This is a genomic window from Streptomyces sp. NPDC024555 (genome assembly GCF_055559335.1).
This window is the reverse complement of the sequence record NZ_JBVHKV010000016.1, coordinates 97,248-114,090: the sequence shown is the minus strand read 5'-3', so window position 1 is coordinate 114,090 and position 16,843 is coordinate 97,248. Positions and strand designations below refer to the sequence as shown.

Sequence of the window (16,843 nt, the reverse complement as noted above, 5' to 3'; positions counted from 1 at the left end):
CGAAGGGACGTACATGCCCATGGGTCACACGGCCACAGCCCAGGCCGGCTCCGGCGGCTTGACAGCGACCGAGCACCGTCTGGCCAACGGCCTGCGCGTGGTGCTCTCCGAGGACCATCTGACCCCGGTCGCCGCGGTGTGCCTCTGGTACGACGTCGGCTCGCGCCACGAGGTCGAGGGACGCACCGGACTGGCTCACCTCTTCGAGCACCTGATGTTCCAGGGCTCCGGACAGGTGAAGGGGAACGGACACTTCGAACTCGTGCAGGGCGCCGGCGGCTCCCTCAACGGAACCACGAGCTTCGAGCGCACCAACTACTTCGAGACGATGCCGGCGCACCAGCTGGAGCTGGCCCTGTGGCTCGAGGCCGACCGAATGGGCTCGCTGCTCGCCGCGCTCGACGAGGAGTCCATGGAGAACCAGCGCGACGTCGTCAAGAACGAGCGCCGCCAGCGCTACGACAACGTTCCGTACGGCACCGCGTTCGAGCGGCTGACCGCCCTCGCCTACCCGGAGGGCCACCCGTACCACCACACCCCGATCGGCTCGATGGCCGACCTGGACGCCGCGACGCTGGAGGACGCCCGGACGTTCTTCCGTACGTACTACGCGCCGAACAACGCGGTGCTCTCGGTAGTCGGCGACATCGACCCCGAGCAGACCCTCGCCTGGATCGAGAAGTACTTCGGATCGATCCCCTCGCACGACGGCAAGCGGCCGCCGCGCGACGGCGCGCTGCCCGAGACCATCGGCGGCGAGCTGCGCGAGGAGGTCCGCGAGGAGGTCCCGGCGAGGGCCCTGATGGCCGCCTACCGGCTGCCCCACGACGGCACCCGGGAGTGCGACGCCGCGGACCTCGCGCTGACCGTGCTCGGCGGCGGCGAGTCGTCCCGGCTGCACAACCGCCTGGTCCGCCGCGACCGGACGGCCGTCGCCGCCGGATTCGGGCTGCTGCGCCTCGCGGGCGCGCCCTCGCTCGGCTGGCTGGACGTCAAGACGTCCGGCGGCGTCGAGGTGGCGCAGATCGAGACCGCGGTCGACGAGGAGCTGGCGCGGTTCGCCGAGGAGGGCCCCACCCCCGAGGAAATGGAACGTGCGCAGGCCCAGTTGGAGCGCGAGTGGCTGGACCGCCTCGGCACCGTCGCGGGCCGCGCGGACGAACTGTGCCGGTACGCGGTGCTGTTCGGCGACCCCCAGCTCGCCCTGACCGCCGTGCACCGGGTCCTCGACGTCACGGCCGACGAGGTCAAGGCGGCCGCCAGGGCCCAGCTGCGGCCCGACAACCGGGCGGTCCTGGTCTACGAGCCGGTCGAACCGGCCGACGAGGCGGACGCCGACACCGACACCGACGCGCACGAGGGGGCGGACCAGTGACCGACGCTGCCGCGACTGGAGTTTCGATGCAGTACCACCCGCAGCCCGCCCCGGGCGCGGCCAAGCCCTGGGCCTTCCCCGCCCCCGAGCGCGGCGCGCTGCCCAACGGGCTCACGGTGCTGCGCTGCCACCGCCCCGGACAGCAGGTCGTCGCCGTCGAGATCTTCCTCGACGCCCCGCTGGACGCCGAGCCCGCGGGCCTGGACGGCGTCGCCACGATCATGGCGCGGGCCCTGTCGGAGGGCACCGACAAGCGCAGCGCCGAGGAGTTCGCGGCCGAGCTGGAGCGGTGCGGCGCCACCCTGGACGCCCACGCGGACCACCCCGGCCTCCGGGTCTCCCTGGAGGTCCCGGCCTCCCGGCTGCCCAAGGCGCTCGGGCTGGTCGCCGAGGCGCTGCGCGCCCCAGCCTTCGCCGACAGCGAGATCGAGCGCCTGGTGGGCAACCGCCTGGACGAGATCCCGCACGAGCAGGCGAACCCCGCCCGGCGGGCCGCCAAGCAGCTCTCCAAGGAGCTCTTCCCGGCCACGGCCCGGATGTCCCGGCCGCGCCAGGGCACCGAGGAGACCGTGTCCCGGATCGACTCCGCGGCCGTGCGCGCCTTCTACGACGCCCATGTCCGCCCGTCCACCGCCACCGCCGTGGTCGTCGGTGACCTGACGGACATCGACCTGGACGCGCTGCTCGCCGACACCCTCGGCGACTGGTCGGGCAACACCGTCGAGCCCCGCCCGGCCCCGCCGATCACCGCCGACGACACCGGCCGCGTGGTGATCGTGGACCGTCCGGGCGCGGTGCAGACGCAGCTGCTGATCGGCCGGATCGGCGCCGACCGCCACGACAGCGTCTGGCCCGCGCAGGTGCTCGGCACCTACTGCCTCGGCGGCACGCTGACCTCCCGGCTCGACCGGGTGCTGCGCGAGGAGAAGGGCTACACCTACGGCGTGCGCGCCTTCGCCCAGGTGCTGCGCTCCTCGGCCCCCGACTCGGCCTCCGGGGCGACGGGTGCCTCGATGCTCGCCATCAGCGGTTCGGTCGACACGGAATCCACCGGTCCGGCGCTGGACGACCTGTGGAAGGTGCTGCGCACGCTGGCCGCCGAGGGGCTGACGGACGCCGAGCGCGAGACGGCCGTGCAGAACCTCGTCGGGGTCGCCCCGCTGAAGTTCGAGACGGCGGCCTCCGTCGCCGGGACCCTCGCCGACCAGGTCGAGCAGCATCTGCCGGACGACTACCAGGCGACGCTGTACGCCCGGCTCGCCGAGACCGGCACGGTGGAGGCGACCGCCGCCGTCGTGAACGCGTTCCCGGGGGACCGTCTCGTCACGGTCCTGGTGGGGGACGCCTCGCAGATCGCCGAGCCCGTCCGGGCCCTGGGCATCGGAGAGGTGTCGGTCGTCACGGGCTGAGGGCCGGCCGGCCCGGTCGCGTCGTCGACGGACGCGTCCGGAGGGAACGGGACCGAGGGATGGACCGCACGGAGAACACTCCGTGCGGTCCATCCCTTTTGTCTGTTTTGGGGTGGAAGGTGGCTGTTCGCCCTGTGGGATGTGCGACAAATCCGGCTGTCCGTTTGGTCCGCCTCCGTGCCGCCGCTTAGCGTCGGCTCCGCTGTCCGCACCCGTATGCCGCATCCGTGACGTACCGGGCAGCCATCGCCGAGTCCCCCTCAGGCGCGAGCCGGGGGAGCCGGGGACCCACGCAGTCCCTGGGGTGAATCGGACGCCCATGCCCCGGACCGGGGTCACGGCATCCGTAGGAGACCTTCCTGCTCCGAACCCGTCAGCTAACCCGGTAGGCGAGAAGGAAGGAAAGGACCAGCCACTCCATGGCGTTCACCCGTGCCACCGGGAAGCATCGTGCCCCGGGCCGTCTGACCCGCGCCGGTGCGAAGGCCGTCGGCATCGCGACCCTGGCCACCACCGGAGTCGTCGGCGCACTGGCCTCCCCGTCCGTCGCCGCCGACGCCGAGACCCCGTCCGCCGCCGACACCGGCCTCACCCAGGTCATCGCCATCGAGCAGGACCTCGCCGACCGCGTCGGCGCCCAGGCCGAGGCGCAGCAGCACCAGGCCGACGCCGCCGCGAAGAAGAAGGCGAAGGCCGAGGCGGCCGCCAGGAAGAAGGCCGAGGCGAAGAAGAAGGCCGAGCTCCGGGCGGAGGCGAAGAGGAAGGCCCGCGCCGCCGCCGAGGCCCGCGCCGCCGACGCCGAGGAGGCCCGCGAGAGCGCCGCCCGCGCCGCCCGTTCCGCCGAGCGCGCCCGCCTCGGCGCGTACCGGCTCCCCGTCGCCGGGACGTACGTCTCCACCGGCTACAAGTCGAGCGGTTCCCTCTGGTCCTCCGGCAGCCACTCCGGCATCGACTTCCACGCCGCCTCCGGCAGCTCCGTCGTCGCCGTCGGCGCCGGCACGGTCGTCGAGGCCGGCTGGGGCGGGGCGTACGGCAACAACATCGTGCTGCGGATGACGGACGGCACGTACACCCAGTACGGCCACCTGTCCTCGATCGGTGTGTCCGTCGGCCAGAGCGTCGCCGCCGGGCAGCGGATCGGACTCTCCGGCTCCACCGGCAACTCGACCGGTCCTCATCTCCACTTCGAGGCGCGCACCACGCCCTCGTACGGCTCCGACACGGACCCGATCGCCTACCTCCGCGCCCACGGCGTCTCCCTCTGAGACCCGCGACGCCCCGAAGGCCCCGGCACGCACCGCCGGGGCCTTCGGCGTGTCCGGGGGAGGCATGGGACACCCGCGCGCGACTCGTCCCGGGGCCAAAAGATATTCATGAATGAACGCCCGGCATCGGAAATGCGTCCGCATTGCAATAGAGTCACGGGACAGGTGTCGATCGGCCGCGATCCGCGGGGACGAGGGCGGGGGTTCGGACATGCGTATTCCAGCGCATTCGGTATGCACGGCCATTCGTGAAGACATTGTGTCGGGTGTCTTCGAACGCGGCAGCCGGCTCACCGAGGAGGTGCTGGCGCGACGGTACGGGGTCTCCCGCGTGCCGGTGCGCGAGGCGCTGCGCACCCTGGAGTCCGAGGGGTTCGTGGTCACCCGCAGACATGCCGGAGCCTGTGTCGCCGAACCCACCGAGCAGGAGGCCGTCGACCTCCTGGAGATGCGGACGCTGCTGGAGCCGCTGGGGGCGGCCCGTGCCGCGCGGCGCCGCACCGAGGCGCATCTGAAGGTGCTCCGGGGCCTGGTCAGGCTCGGTCAGGAGCGGGCCAGGCGCGGCGAGGGCGAGGATCTGCGGTCCCTGGGCGCCTGGTTCCACGAGACGCTCGCCCAGGCCTCCGGCAGTCCGGGCCTCATCGCTCTGCTCACCCAGCTCCGCCACAAGATCGCCTGGATGTACACGGCCGACCCGCCGTCCCGGCCGGGCGACGTCTGGGCCGAGTACGGGGCCATCGTGGACGCCGTGGCGCGCGGCGACGCCGAACGGGCCAGGGCCCTCACCGCCCAGCAGGCCGAGCGGGCCGGGGCCGCGCACCGGCTGCGCCGTTCCGCCCCCGCGGGGAAGGTGAGGAATGCGCAACATCCCGTACACACCCCGAGCGGCCGTTCGTAATGAAGGCGCCGTATACAAAGAGGAGCGGAATTCGAGGGGGCCTTTTCTGCTGCCCTGAATTCGGTTTTCTTTCCAGGGGTGCCGTTATTCGTGCCGAAGGTCGTCGCCGATTCGTCCGGCGGTGACGCGGCGCCCCGGAAAGCGAAAACCGCGCCGCCCCGGTCGGGGGGTGGCGCGGTTTCGGCGCGGAGTGCTCCGGCGGGTGCGGCCGGTCCGGGTCAGACGGTCTCGGGGAGCTCGTCCAGGCCCTCGGCGACCAGCTTGGAGAGGCGGTCCAGAGCGGCGTCGGCGTTCTCCGCGTCGGACGCCAGGACGATCTCCTCGCCGCCCTGCGCGCCGAGGCCGAGCACGGCGAGCATCGAGGCGGCGTTGACCGGGTTGCCGTCGGCCTTGGCGATCGTCACGGGGACGCCGGAGGCCGTGGCGGCACGGACGAAGATGGAAGCGGGGCGGGCGTGCAGGCCCTCGGCCCAACCGACGTTGACGCGGCGCTCAGCCATGGTTCTGCCCTTCACGAATCAATAGTTGTCTAGACCAGTCTCTCATGCAGTGCGCGGTGCTCCGGCCGGACCGCGCCGCGCGCCCTCGCGGGTGCGCCACCGCCGCCCGGCCACCCCAGACTGCCCCGGCCCCGTGCCCCACGCGACCGGTGGCGGCGCCGTAGGCTTTGCCCATGCAGCCCTCTCCGGAGCAGAGTCCGCATCACGCCTACCCCGATCACTGGGAGGCGGACGTGGTGCTCCGCGACGGTGGCACCGCCCGGATCAGGCCCATCACCACGGACGACGCCGAGCGGCTGGTCAGCTTCTACGAGCAGGTCTCCGACGAGTCGAAGTACTACCGGTTCTTCGCGCCCTACCCCCGGCTCTCCGCCAAGGACGTCCACCGCTTCACCCATCACGACTACGTCGACCGGGTGGGCCTCGCGGTCACGGTGGGCGGCGAGTTCATCGCCACCGTCCGCTACGACCGGATCGACGCGACCGGACGCCCCGCCTCCGCCCCCGCCGACGAGGCCGAGGTGGCCTTCCTCGTCCAGGACGCGCACCAGGGCCGCGGAGTCGCCTCCACCCTCCTCGAACACATCGCGGCCGTCGCCCGCGAACGCGGCATCCGGCGCTTCGCCGCCGAGGTGCTGCCCGCCAACACCAAGATGATCAAGGTGTTCCGGGACGCCGGCTACACCCAGCAACGCAGCTTCGAGGACGGCTCCGTCCACCTCACCCTGGACCTCGAACCCACCGCCGAGTCCCTGGCCGTGCAGCGCGCCCGTGAACAGCGCGCCGAGGCCCGCTCCGTGCAGCGGCTCCTCGCCCCCGGCTCCGTCGCCGTCATCGGCGCCGGACGCAACCCGGGCGGCGTCGGACGCACCGTCCTGCGCAACCTCCTGGCCGCCGGGTTCACCGGCCGCGTCCACGCCGTGAACCACGCCTTCGCCCCCGGCCAGGACAGCCTCGACGGCGTGCCCGCCCACCGCTCCCTCGGCGAGATCGGCGAACCGGTCGACCTCGCGGTGGTCGCCGTCCCCGCCGACCGCGTCCCCGAAGCCGTCGCCGACTGCGGCGAGCACGGCGTCCAGGGCCTCGTCGTCCTCTCCGCCGGATACGCCGAGTGGGGCGCCGAGGGCCGCGAGCGCCAGCGCGAACTGGTGCGCCAGGCCCGTTCGTACGGCATGCGGATCATCGGCCCCAACGCCTTCGGCATCATCAACAACTCCGAGGCCGTCCGGCTCAACGCCTCCCTCGCACCCGAGCGGCCCGCGTCCGGCCGCATCGGCCTGTTCACCCAGTCCGGCGCGATCGGCATCGCCCTGCTGTCCGGTCTCTACCGGCGCGGCGCGGGGCTCTCCACCTTCATCTCGGCCGGCAACCGGGCCGACATCTCGGGCAACGACTTCCTGCAGTACTGGTACGAGGACCCGGACACCGACGTCGCCCTGCTGTACCTGGAATCGCTCGGCAACCCCCGCAAGTTCACCCGCCTCGCCCGGCGGACCGCCGCCGTGAAGCCCGTCGTCGTGGTCAAGGGCGCCCGGCACAGCGGCTCCACCCCGCCCGGCCACGCCGTCCCGGTCAGCCGGATCCCGGACGCCACGGTCTCCGCGCTGATGCGGCAGGCCGGCGTGATCCGCGTCGACACGGTCACGGAGATGGTCGACGCCGGGCTGCTCCTGGCCGACCAGCCGCTCCCCGCGGGCGGGCGCGTCGCCATCCTCGGCAACTCGGAGTCGCTCGGGCTCCTCACGTACGACGCCTGCCTGGCGGAGGGGCTGCGTCCCCGGCCGCCCGTCGACCTCACCACGGCGGCGACGCCGCAGGACTTCCGCGACGCGCTGTCGGCGGCCCTGGCCGACGGCGGCTGCGACGCGGTCGTGGTGACGGCGATCCCGTGGGTGGGCGAGGACGGGGAGGCGGAGTCCGGCGACGGGGAGGTGCTGGCGACCGCCCTGCACGCGGCGGCCGCCGCGGGTCCGGCGAAGCCGGTCGCCGTGGTGCACGTGGAGATCGGCGGTCTGGCGGAGGCCCTGGCCGCCGCGACCAGCACGGTCGCCCAGCAGCGCCCCCAGCCCGCCGCCCCGCGCCCGGCGCCCGCGACCGGCACGGACACGACGACCCGCGCCGCGACGCCGGCCGGCGCCGCACCCGCCGCCTCCGCGACGGCGGCCTCCGCACCCGCCGCCCCCGCGTCCGCGACGGCCGCCGACCCCGGGGCCGCCGCCGGAACGCCCCGGGCCGCCGGCCGGATCCCCGCGTACCCCGCCGCCGAGCGGGCGGTGCGGGCGCTCGCGGAGGCCGTGCGGTACGCGCAGTGGCGGCGGCAGGCGGCCCTGCCGGGCAAGGTGCCCGAATTCCTCGACGACACCATCGACGAACCGGCCGCCGCCGCGCTCATCGACACCCTGCTGGGCCAGGACCCCGACCCCCGGGGCAAGCCGCTGGACCACGACGAGGCCCGCGCGCTCCTGGCCTGCTACGGCATCACCGTCCGGCCGACGCTGCCCGCGCCCGGCCCCGAGGAGGCGGTCGCCGCGGCGGCCCGGCTCGGCTACCCGGTGGCGCTGAAGACCACCGCCCCCCATCTGCGCCACCGCGCCGACCTCGGCGGGGTCCGCCTCGACCTCGCGGGCGAGACCGCGCTGCGCAGGGCGTACGGCGAGCTGACCGATCTGCTCGGCACCCCCGCCGAACTGCGTCCGGTCGTCCAGTCCATGGCCCCGCGCGGTGTGGACACGGTCGTCCGCGCCACCATCGACCCGGCCGCCGGCGCCGTCCTCTCGTTCGGTCTGGCGGGCGCCCCGTCCGAACTCCTCGGCGACACCGCGCACCGGCTGGTCCCCGCCACCGACCGCGACGCCGCCGAGCTGATCCGGTCCATCCGGGCCGCCCCCGTCCTCTTCGGCTGGCGCGGTTCCGCCCCGGTGGACACCGCCGCGCTGGAGGAACTGCTGCTGCGGGTCTCCCGACTGGTCGACGAGCACCCCGAGGTCGTCTCCGTCGCGCTGGAGCCGGTCGTCGTCGCCCCGCACGGCCTCACCGTCCTCGGCGCGAGCGTCCGGCTCTCCCCTCCGCCGCCCCGTACCGATCTGGGCCCGCGCAGGCTCTCCAACTACTGACACGTGGCCCCCGGGGCCCCGCCCCCCGGGGCCGTCACGGGCGTCCCCGGCAGCCATCGGTCCGCCGTAGGATGGTGTCCATGGCTAAGACCGGTACGACGACCCAGGGGCTGCGCGCGGCGATCGAGCGCAGCGGCTACTACCCGGCCCTCGTGGCCGAGGCGGTGGAGGCCGCCGTGGGCGGTGAGCCGGTCGCCTCGTACCTGGTGCACCAGGAGACGACGTTCGACTCCAACGAGGTGCGCCGGCACGTCACGGTCCTGGTGCTCACGGACACCCGCTTCATCGTCAGCCACACCGACGAGCAGAACGCGGACACCAGCTCCCCCTCGCCGTACGCCACCACCTCCACGGAGTCGGTCAAGCTCGACCGGATCTCCTCGGTCGTGGTCAGCCGCGTCGTCGCAAACCCCGAGAAGTACGTCGCGGGCACCCTGCCCCGCGAGGTCGTCCTGACCATCGGCTGGGGCGCGGTCTCCCGGATCGATCTGGAGCCCGCCGCCTGCGGCGACCCCAACTGCGAGGCCGACCACGGCTACACCGGCAGCTCCACCGCCGACGATCTGAGCCTGCGGGTCAGCGAGGCCGGCGACGGCCCGGACACCGTGCGCCAGACGCTCGCCTTCGCCCAGGCGCTCTCCGAGGCCACCGCCGCGACGGCGGCCGGCCGCTGATGGCCCAGCCGGCCTGGCAGGACCCCGTCCTGCTGTCCGTCGACAGCGCCCCCGTGCCGGAGTACGGCGGCGGATCGCTCGCCGATCTGCTGCCCACGCTCGTCGCGGGCCAGGAGGTCCCCGGGTTCACCGCCGCGATCCCCGAGCTGACCCCCGCCGACCGGAACTGCGTGTTCCTGATCGACGGCCTCGGCTGGGAGCAGATCGGGGCCCACCCGGACGAGGCCCCCTTCCTGCACTCCCTGCTGCCCAGCTCGCGCGGCGGCACCGGCCGCCCGATCACCGCGGGCTTCCCGGCCACCACCGCGACCTCGCTCGCCTCCGTCGGCACCGGTCTGCCGCCGGGCGAGCACGGTCTGCCCGGATACACGGCGCGCAACCCGGAGACCGGCGAGCTGATGAACCAGCTCCGCTGGAAGCCGTGGACCCCGCCCAAGGCCTGGCAGCCCTACCCGACGGTCTTCCAGCTCGCCGACGCCGCCGGTGTGCGCACGGCCCAGGTCTCCGCCCCCGCCTTCGAGCAGACCCCGCTGACCAAGGTCGCGCTCAGCGGCGGCTCCTTCCTCGGCCGGCTCGCCGGCGAGGAGCGGATGGACGTCGCCGCCCAGCGGCTCGCCGCCGGGGACCGCTCGCTCGTCTACACCTACTACAGCGAGGTCGACGGCGCGGGACACCGCTTCGGAGTGGACTCCGACGCCTGGCGCGGACAGCTGATGTACGTGGACGGGCTGGCCCGGCGCCTGGCCGAGCAGCTGCCGCCGCGCTCCGCGCTCTACATCACCGCCGACCACGGCATGATCGACATCCCGTTCGACGAGCACTCCCGGATCGACTTCGACGAGGACTGGGAGCTGCGCGCGGGCGTCGCGCTCCTCGGCGGCGAGGGCCGTGCCCGTCATGCGTACGCCGTCCCGGGCGCGGAGGCCGATGTGCTGACCGTCTGGCGCGAGGTGCTCGGCGAGCAGTTCTGGGTGGCGAGCCGCGAGGAGGCCGTCGCCGCGGGCTGGTTCGGTCCGCGCGTCGACGAGCGGGTCCTCGGCCGGATCGGCGACGTGGTGGCGGCGGCCCGGGACGACGTGGTGATCACCGCTTCCGTCAACGAGCCGCACGAGTCCGCGATGGTCGGCATGCACGGCTCCATGACCCCCGTCGAGCAGTTCGTCCCCCTGCTCGAAGTACGCTCGTAGACTGCCGTCCGGCCCCTTCCCCCCTCCCGAAAGGTCATAGCCCCCTCATGCCCGAGCTTGTGTTCTTCTCCGGAACGATGGACTGCGGAAAGAGCACGCTGGCCCTCCAGATCGGGCACAACCGCTCGGCCCGCGGGCTCCAGGGCGTGATCTTCACCCGGGACGACCGGGCGGGGCAGGGGAAGCTCTCCTCCCGGCTGGGCCTGGTCACCGAGGCCGTCGAGGCGGCCGAGGGCATGGACCTGTACGCCCACCTCGTCGACCAGCTCTCCCGCGGCGGCAGGGCCGACTACGTGATCGTCGACGAGGCGCAGTTCCTCGCCCCGGAGCAGATCGACCAACTGGCCCGTGTCGTGGACGATCTGGGCCTCGACGTCTTCGCCTTCGGCATCACCACGGACTTCCGCACCCGGCTCTTCCCCGGCTCCCAGCGGCTGATCGAGCTGGCCGACCGGATAGAGGCGCTCCAGGTGGAGGCGCTGTGCTGGTGCGGCGCCCGCGCCACCCACAACGCCCGCACCGTCGGCGGCCGGATGGTCGTCGAGGGTGCCCAGGTCGTGGTCGGCGACGTCAACCGCCCGGCCGAGGACATCGGGTACGAGGTGCTGTGCCGCAGCCACCACCGCCGCCGGATGACCAGCGCGTCGGCCCGCGCGGGCGCGCTGTCACCGGATGTGCTGCCGGTCAATACCCCCTGAATCCACCGGACTTCCCCGGGGATTGGGCCGATCACCCGCGACGGTGCGGGAGTTGCCCTATGTTGCTTGCGTGAAACCGCTGACCTCCCAGGACCCGGCCCGCATCGGCCCGTACCGACTGATCGCCCGGCTGGGCGAGGGAGGCATGGGCCTGGTCTATCTCGGCAGGTCGGACGCCGGACGGACCGTGGCGGTCAAGGTCGTCCAGGCGGAGTACGCGGGGAACCAGGAGTTCCGCAGGCGTTTCGCCCGCGAGGTGACCGCCGCGCGGCGGGTCGGCGGCGAGTGGACCGCCGAGGTGCTGGACGCCGATCCGGAGGCCGAGGTCCCGTGGGTGGCCACGCGGTACGTTCCCGGGCCCGATCTGAGCACCGTCGTCGGCAAGGACTACGGGCCGCTGCCCGAGCACTCGGTCCTGGTCCTGGCCAACCGGCTGGCCCTGGCCCTGCGGGCGGTGCACGAGGCGGGGCTCATCCACCGCGACCTCAAGCCGTCGAACGTCCTCGTCACCGTCGACGGGCCCCGCGTCATCGACTTCGGCATCGCGCGGGCCATGGACAGCCTCGCCGGGGACAGCCTGCACACCCGCACCGGCATGCTGATCGGCTCCCCGGGCTTCATGTCCCCCGAACAGGTCCGCGGCCGGGAACTCACCCCGGCGAGCGATGTCTTCTGCCTCGGCGCGGTCCTCGTCCACGCGGCCACCGGACGGCTGCTCTTCGGCGCCGCCGACACCGGTCTGCCCGCCCATCTGTTCAAGATCGCCGAGGACGAGCCGGATCTCACCGGAGTGCCCGCCTCCCTCCTCGGTCTCGTACGCGCCTGTCTGGCGAAGGACCCGGCCGCGCGGCCCACCCCGCAGGAGATCGCCGACCGGACCGCACAGGAGTCCCCGGAGGAGTGGCTGCCCGGCGCGGTCCTGGCCCAGCTCGGACGGCATGCGGCCGGGCTCCTCGACTTCGCCCCGGAACGGCCCGCGGACACCCCGGCCCCGCAGCCGGTCCCGCTGGTGCAGGACGCCCCGGCCCCGCGGCCCGTCCCGCTCGTGAAGGACGCCGCACCGCAGCGGGTGCCCTCGCCGCCCGCCCACGCCCCGACCGTCCCCGCGCCGTTCGGCACGCCGCAGGGGTTCGGGCCGCCGACGTACCCGGTCCACGGCTTCGGCGTCCCCGCCGCCCCGCCCGGCGACGCGGCACCGCCGGACCCCCGCCGCTGGTGGGGGCTGGTGGTGATCACCCTGGCCCAGCTGCTGGTCCTGTTCGACCTCACGTCCTTCAACCTGGCGGCCCCGGCCGTCCAGGCCGATCTGGGCATGCGCACCGACGGACTCAGCCCGCTCTACCTCGCGTACACGCTCGCCTTCGGCGGTCTGCTGCTGGTGGGCGGGTACCTCGCCGACCGCGTCGGACGCCGGCGCACCTTCGTCATCGGGCTGGCCGGCTGCGCGGTCGCCTCGACACTCGGCTGGCTCACCGGCGCCGAGGAACCGCTGATCCTCGCCCGGCTCCTCCAGGGGGCGTCCGCCGCGCTGCTGATCCCGTCGGCGCTGGCCCTGGTCACGAGCGGATTCACCGATACGAGGGAACGCCACCGCGCCGTCGGGGTCTACGCCGCGACCGCCGCGGGCGGTTCGGCCCTCGGCGTCTTCGCCGGGGGATGGATCATCGAATTCATGAGCTGGCGCGTCTGCCTGCTCGCGGTCGCCCTGCTGGCCGTCGTCACCCTGCTCGCCGCGCTCGCCCTGGTCCACGAACGCCCCGAACCCCCGACGGCCCCGATGGACACCGGCGGAATCCTGCTCGGCACCGCCGCCCTCGCCGCCCTCGGCTACGGACTCGCCCAGGCGGACACCCACGGCTGGACCGACCCGCTGATCGTGGCCGCCCTGACGTCGGGCGGGGCGCTGCTCATCACGTACCTGGTGTGGCAGGCCGGACGGACCGACACCCGCCCCGAGGCCTCCCCGGCCACCGGACTCGACCGGGCCGGCTCCTTCCTCACCCTGGCCCTGGCCGGCTGGGGAACACTGGCGGCCCTCTCGGCAGGCCAGTACTACCTGCTCGGCGTCGTCGGGTTCAGCCCCTCCACGGCCGGCGCCGCCTTCCTGCCGCTGACCGTCGGCGCCGTCATCGGCGCGACGCAGGTGGCCGCCCGGCTGATGCCCCGGGTCGCCCCCCGGGTCTTGATCATCGGCGGTCTGCTCACCACCGCGCTCGGCCTGGTCCTGATGACCCGGCTCGGCGGCGGCGGTGGCTACGCCGACGTCCTGCCCGCGCTCGTCCTCGTCGGGTTCGGCGGCGGACTCGGCCTCATGCCGCTCCTCGCCACCGCGACGGCCGCCGGCGGCCCCGGGCTGTCGGGCGTACGCGCCGGGACGGTCACCGCGGGCCAGGACCTGGGCTCCGGACTCGGCAGCGCGCTGACCGCGACGGTGCTCGCCACCGGGATGGGCCGGGTGACCTCGCCGGACGGGGTGGCGACGGCCGTTCTGCACGCCTACACCACGGGTCTGTGGTGGGCCGTCGGCGCGGTGCTGCTCGCCTGTCTGACCGCCGGGCTGATGATCGGCGCCCCGGCGGCGCGGCCCGGAGCACAGGCCCCGGGCCGCTGATCCCGCGGTTCAGCGGTGTTCCGACCGCACGATCGTGAAGACCGCGCCCTCCGGGTCGGCCACCGTGGCCACCCGGCCCGCGGACCCGTCCCGCGGCTGCTGGAGGACATGGCCGCCCAGCTCCACCACGCGCCGCGCGGCCTCGTCGGTGTCCGCGACCTCGAAGTACGTCATCCAGTGCGGGCCCCGGTCCCGGGGAAGGGCGTTGCCGACCCCGTGCAGCGAGGCCACCGGGCGCCCGCCCAGGTGCAGGGTCTGGTAGTCGAAGTCGGCCGAGACGACCGCCTCGGTCTCGTAGCCGAAGACCGTCTGGTAGAACTTCGCGACCGTCGACGTCTCCCGGGTGACCAGTTCGTTCCACACAGGGGTGCCGGGTGCCCCGGTCTGCGCCGTACCGGCGTGGGAACCGGCCTGCCAGATCCCGAAGACGGCCCCGCACGGATCGGACGCCACCGCCATCCGGCCCGCCTCGCCGGCGTCCAGCGGACCCACCCCCACCGTGCCGCCGCAGGACCGGATCGCCTCGGCCGTGGCATCGGCGTCGTCGGTGGCCAGATAGGTCGTCCAGGCGATCGGCAGGTGCCGGTCGGGCGAGAGCAGTCCCAGCCCCGCCACCTCCTTGCCGTCGCTCAGCGCCCGGACGTACGGGCCGAGCTGCTCGGGCCCGGGGCCGTACTCCCAGCCGAAGAGTTCGGCGTAGAAGGTCTGGGTGGTGTGCAGGCCGTGCACGATCAGACTGACCCAGCAGGGCGTTCCCGGTGTCCGTCGGGCGGCAGCCTCGGTCATCGTCACTCTCTCCTCCGACCATCGTGGTGGCCGTACGGGGGGATCGGGGCCGGCGCGCCGTTGTGCGGTACGGGATGTGTACGCCCCGTGAAGATGCTCGCACCACCGGACGCGTGATGCGCCCCGGCCGCGCCGCCGTCACCGCGATCTCGACGGAGGAGATCCGGATTCGGGCGGTGGAGCCGTTTCGGCGTGGTTACGGGCGGGCCGGTCGCTGCGCGAGGATGGCCGGTATGAAGCCCATCATCTCCGCATCCGCATGTGCGAGCGAGTCGGCGGGGCCACGTCCGCCGGTGCTCCTGGACGTACGTTGGCAGCTGGGCGGGCCGCACGGCCTGCCCGACTACGAGGCCGGTCATCTGCCCGGCGCGGTCTTCGTCGACCTGGACGCCGAACTCGCCGGTCCGGCCGGTGACGGCGGACGCCATCCGCTGCCCGATCCGGAGGCGTTCGGCGCGGTGATGCGACGCGCGGGCGTCCGCCGGGACAGTGCCGTGATCGTGTACGACGGCGGGCTCGGCTGGGCCGCGGCCCGTGCCTGGTGGCTGCTGCGCTGGACGGGGCACCGGAACGTCCGGGTGCTGGACGGCGGGCTCGCCGCCTGGACCGGCGAGCTGTCCAAGGAGACCCCGGAGCCCGTCGAGGGCGACTTCGTGCCCGTACCGGGCTCCATGCCGCTGCTGGACGCGGACGGCGCGGCGGCGCTCGCCCGTTCCGGTCTGCTGCTCGACGCCCGCGCCGCCGAGCGGTACCGGGGCGATGTGGAGCCGATCGACCGGGTGGGCGGCCACATCCCGGGCGCGGTCTCCGCGCCCACCACGGAGAACACCGGCGCCGACGGACGCTTCCTGGACGCGGACGCCCTGGACGCCCGGTTCCGCGCCGTGGGTGCCGAGGGGGACGGTACGGAGATCGGTGTCTACTGCGGCTCCGGGGTCTCCGGCGCCCATGAGGTGCTGGCCCTGGAGATCACCGGCCGCCCGAGCGCGCTCTATGCCGGCTCCTGGTCGCAGTGGTCGGCCGACGAGTCCCGCCCGGTCGCCACGGGTCCCGACCCCCAGTAGGGGAGCGCCGGAACCGTACCGGGCGGCACGGTTCCGCGCGGGCAGCCGACAAAGGCCCGTACGCCGCTGCGTACGGGCCCTCGTCATGCTGCGGTCACCCGGTCCCTCAGTCCTGCTTCTTGCGGCGCGTGCCGAAGACGATCTCGTCCCAGCTCGGCACCGCGGCCCGGCGGCCCGGACGGACCCCGTCGGCCTCGGCCTGCCGGTCGGTCGTCCCGGTGAGCCGGTCGCGGTGACCGGCGACCGCACGCGGCATCAGCACGTCCGCGTACGCGGCGCCCGCGCCGGCGGACGCGGCGGGCGGTTCCTCCGCCTCGGGCTCCTGCACGGGGGCCGGTTCGAGGGCGGGCGGCTCGGGCGGAGCCGGGCGCTCGGGGACGACCATGTCGCCGCGGAAGCTGGGCACCGCCTCCAGCAGGCTGGTCAGCGAGTCCCGCTCGCTCGCGGTGACCCCGCCGATGCGCTCCTCCGGCTCCGGGGGAGGCGGCGGAGCGGGGCGCTCCATCTGGCGGTCCAGGGCGCGGTCCAGCGGCCGGTCGCGGGGCAGCCGGGCGATCCGGGGGACGAACGGGAAGCTGGGCTCGGGCGCGGCGACGTCGTCCGTCTCGCCGATCAGCGAACGGGCCTCGTCGTCCACGGCCTGGACGAGCCGGCGCGGCGGGTCGTAGGTCCAGCTCGCCGAGTGCGGTTCGCCGGCGACCCGGTACACCAGCAGGACCTCCCAGGTGCCGTCGTCACGGCGCCAGGAGTCCCACTGGACGGTTTCCTTGTCGGCGCCGCGCAGCAGGAGTCGTTCCTGCACCGCCTCGCCGAGCTGGGGGCCGGTGTTCTCGCCGGGACGGCGCACGGGAGTCTTCCGGGCGCGCTCGGCCATGAAGGCGCGCTCCGCGAGCACGGGGCCCTCGAAGCGGCGGACACGGTCGACCGGGATCCCGGCGAACTGGGCGACCTCCTCCGCGGAGGCGCCGGCTCGTATCCGGGCCTGGATGTCGCGGGGCCGGAGGTGGCTCTCCACCTCGATCTCGATCTGGCCGAGCCGGGCGCGGTCGTTGCGCACGGCGGCTCGCAGCCGCTCGTCGATCGGAAGCGTGTACTCCGTACTGTCCGCAGCTTTGAGCACCAGTCGTGTGCCGTCGTTGGAGACGGCCACGACACGCAGTTCGGGCATGGGGACCTCCCGGGTGGTGCCTGCCGACGTCACGTGCGTCGCTGCTTCCGCTAGTCGAGTGTGGCCTGCCCGGGTGCAGCCTGCCACAACATTGC

Annotated in this window: 13 protein-coding genes and 1 riboswitch; of the genes, 10 read left to right on the top strand and 3 right to left on the bottom strand. The window is 74.0% G+C overall.

What is annotated here, in order from left to right:
• The first annotated feature begins 13 nt into the window (after positions 1–13).
• The 4 genes from ACZ4FH_RS26640 (at position 14) to ACZ4FH_RS26625 (ending at position 4,947) form a co-directional block, all read left to right on the top strand.
• A complete protein-coding gene (locus ACZ4FH_RS26640) occupies positions 14–1,375 on the top strand; it encodes a M16 family metallopeptidase (protein WP_467307931.1) in 1,362 nt (453 codons plus the stop codon).
• 26 nt (positions 1,376–1,401) lie between these two features.
• Positions 1,402–2,784, top strand: coding sequence for a M16 family metallopeptidase (locus ACZ4FH_RS26635; protein ID WP_467307930.1), 1,383 nt, complete (start codon positions 1,402–1,404; stop codon positions 2,782–2,784).
• Between the two features lie 237 nt (positions 2,785–3,021).
• A riboswitch (cyclic di-AMP (ydaO/yuaA leader) is annotated at positions 3,022–3,190 on the top strand.
• A gap of 13 nt (positions 3,191–3,203) precedes the next feature.
• Positions 3,204–4,049: a M23 family metallopeptidase gene (locus tag ACZ4FH_RS26630; protein WP_467307929.1), complete on the top strand. Its 846-nt coding sequence runs from the start codon at positions 3,204–3,206 to the stop codon at positions 4,047–4,049.
• A gap of 211 nt (positions 4,050–4,260) precedes the next feature.
• Positions 4,261–4,947 (top strand): GntR family transcriptional regulator, encoded by a 687-nt coding sequence (locus ACZ4FH_RS26625; RefSeq protein ID WP_467307928.1) that lies wholly within the window; start codon positions 4,261–4,263, stop codon positions 4,945–4,947.
• 218 nt (positions 4,948–5,165) lie between these two features.
• Here ACZ4FH_RS26625 and ACZ4FH_RS26620 read toward each other — a convergent pair whose 3' ends face one another.
• Positions 5,166–5,447 (bottom strand): HPr family phosphocarrier protein, encoded by a 282-nt coding sequence (locus ACZ4FH_RS26620; protein WP_467307926.1) that lies wholly within the window; start codon positions 5,445–5,447, stop codon positions 5,166–5,168.
• Positions 5,448–5,620: 173 nt separating this feature from the next.
• Here ACZ4FH_RS26620 and ACZ4FH_RS26615 point away from each other — a divergent pair, with 173 nt between their 5' ends.
• The 5 genes from ACZ4FH_RS26615 to ACZ4FH_RS26595 all read left to right on the top strand — a co-directional run bounded on the left by ACZ4FH_RS26615 (position 5,621) and on the right by ACZ4FH_RS26595 (position 13,730).
• Complete coding sequence (locus tag ACZ4FH_RS26615) at positions 5,621–8,560, top strand: bifunctional acetate--CoA ligase family protein/GNAT family N-acetyltransferase (protein WP_467307924.1); 2,940 nt, start codon at positions 5,621–5,623, stop codon at positions 8,558–8,560.
• A gap of 80 nt (positions 8,561–8,640) precedes the next feature.
• Entirely contained in the window at positions 8,641–9,234 is a 594-nt protein-coding gene (locus ACZ4FH_RS26610) for a DUF5998 family protein (protein ID WP_383646379.1), read from the top strand.
• Positions 9,234–10,421: an alkaline phosphatase family protein gene (locus ACZ4FH_RS26605; RefSeq protein WP_467307922.1), complete on the top strand. Its 1,188-nt coding sequence runs from the start codon at positions 9,234–9,236 to the stop codon at positions 10,419–10,421. Before ACZ4FH_RS26610 ends, ACZ4FH_RS26605 begins: the two co-directional genes overlap by 1 nt.
• Positions 10,422–10,468: 47 nt before the next feature.
• Positions 10,469–11,119 (top strand): thymidine kinase, encoded by a 651-nt coding sequence (locus ACZ4FH_RS26600; protein ID WP_383646372.1) that lies wholly within the window; start codon positions 10,469–10,471, stop codon positions 11,117–11,119.
• A gap of 70 nt (positions 11,120–11,189) precedes the next feature.
• On the top strand, positions 11,190–13,730 hold the full coding sequence (locus tag ACZ4FH_RS26595) for an MDR family MFS transporter (protein ID WP_467307921.1): 2,541 nt from the start codon (positions 11,190–11,192) through the stop codon (positions 13,728–13,730).
• A gap of 9 nt (positions 13,731–13,739) precedes the next feature.
• Here ACZ4FH_RS26595 and ACZ4FH_RS26590 read toward each other — a convergent pair whose 3' ends face one another.
• Positions 13,740–14,516 carry a VOC family protein gene (locus ACZ4FH_RS26590; protein ID WP_467307919.1) on the bottom strand — a complete coding sequence of 259 codons (777 nt, stop codon included), beginning with the start codon at positions 14,514–14,516 and terminating at the stop codon, positions 13,740–13,742.
• Between the two features lie 233 nt (positions 14,517–14,749).
• On the opposite strand from ACZ4FH_RS26590, the gene ACZ4FH_RS26585 reads away from it, so the two are divergent.
• The gene (locus tag ACZ4FH_RS26585; RefSeq protein ID WP_467307918.1) at positions 14,750–15,580 is read left to right on the top strand and encodes a sulfurtransferase; all 831 of its coding nucleotides are present in this window, start codon (positions 14,750–14,752) and stop codon (positions 15,578–15,580) included.
• Between the two features lie 106 nt (positions 15,581–15,686).
• On the opposite strand, the gene sepH is transcribed toward ACZ4FH_RS26585, so the two are convergent.
• Positions 15,687–16,748, bottom strand: coding sequence for a septation protein SepH (gene sepH, locus ACZ4FH_RS26580; RefSeq protein WP_450681977.1), 1,062 nt, complete (start codon positions 16,746–16,748; stop codon positions 15,687–15,689).
• Positions 16,749–16,843: the final 95 nt, after the last annotated feature.

What these genes read in the sequence shown, in the direction of transcription:
- ACZ4FH_RS26640 (WP_467307931.1), top strand. Translation starts at nt 14, where the DNA reads ATGCCCATGGGTCACACGGCCACAGCCCAGGCCGGCTCCGGCGGCTTG.
- ACZ4FH_RS26635 (WP_467307930.1), top strand. Translation starts at nt 1,402, where the DNA reads ATGCAGTACCACCCGCAGCCCGCCCCGGGCGCGGCCAAGCCCTGGGCC.
- ACZ4FH_RS26630 (WP_467307929.1), top strand. Translation starts at nt 3,204, where the DNA reads ATGGCGTTCACCCGTGCCACCGGGAAGCATCGTGCCCCGGGCCGTCTG.
- ACZ4FH_RS26625 (WP_467307928.1), top strand. Translation starts at nt 4,261, where the DNA reads ATGCGTATTCCAGCGCATTCGGTATGCACGGCCATTCGTGAAGACATT.
- ACZ4FH_RS26620 (WP_467307926.1), bottom strand. Translation starts at nt 5,447, where the DNA reads ATGGCTGAGCGCCGCGTCAACGTCGGTTGGGCCGAGGGCCTGCACGCC.
- ACZ4FH_RS26615 (WP_467307924.1), top strand. Translation starts at nt 5,621, where the DNA reads ATGCAGCCCTCTCCGGAGCAGAGTCCGCATCACGCCTACCCCGATCAC.
- ACZ4FH_RS26610 (WP_383646379.1), top strand. Translation starts at nt 8,641, where the DNA reads ATGGCTAAGACCGGTACGACGACCCAGGGGCTGCGCGCGGCGATCGAG.
- ACZ4FH_RS26605 (WP_467307922.1), top strand. Translation starts at nt 9,234, where the DNA reads ATGGCCCAGCCGGCCTGGCAGGACCCCGTCCTGCTGTCCGTCGACAGC.
- ACZ4FH_RS26600 (WP_383646372.1), top strand. Translation starts at nt 10,469, where the DNA reads ATGCCCGAGCTTGTGTTCTTCTCCGGAACGATGGACTGCGGAAAGAGC.
- ACZ4FH_RS26590 (WP_467307919.1), bottom strand. Translation starts at nt 14,516, where the DNA reads ATGACCGAGGCTGCCGCCCGACGGACACCGGGAACGCCCTGCTGGGTC.
- ACZ4FH_RS26585 (WP_467307918.1), top strand. Translation starts at nt 14,750, where the DNA reads ATGAAGCCCATCATCTCCGCATCCGCATGTGCGAGCGAGTCGGCGGGG.
- sepH (WP_450681977.1), bottom strand. Translation starts at nt 16,748, where the DNA reads ATGCCCGAACTGCGTGTCGTGGCCGTCTCCAACGACGGCACACGACTG.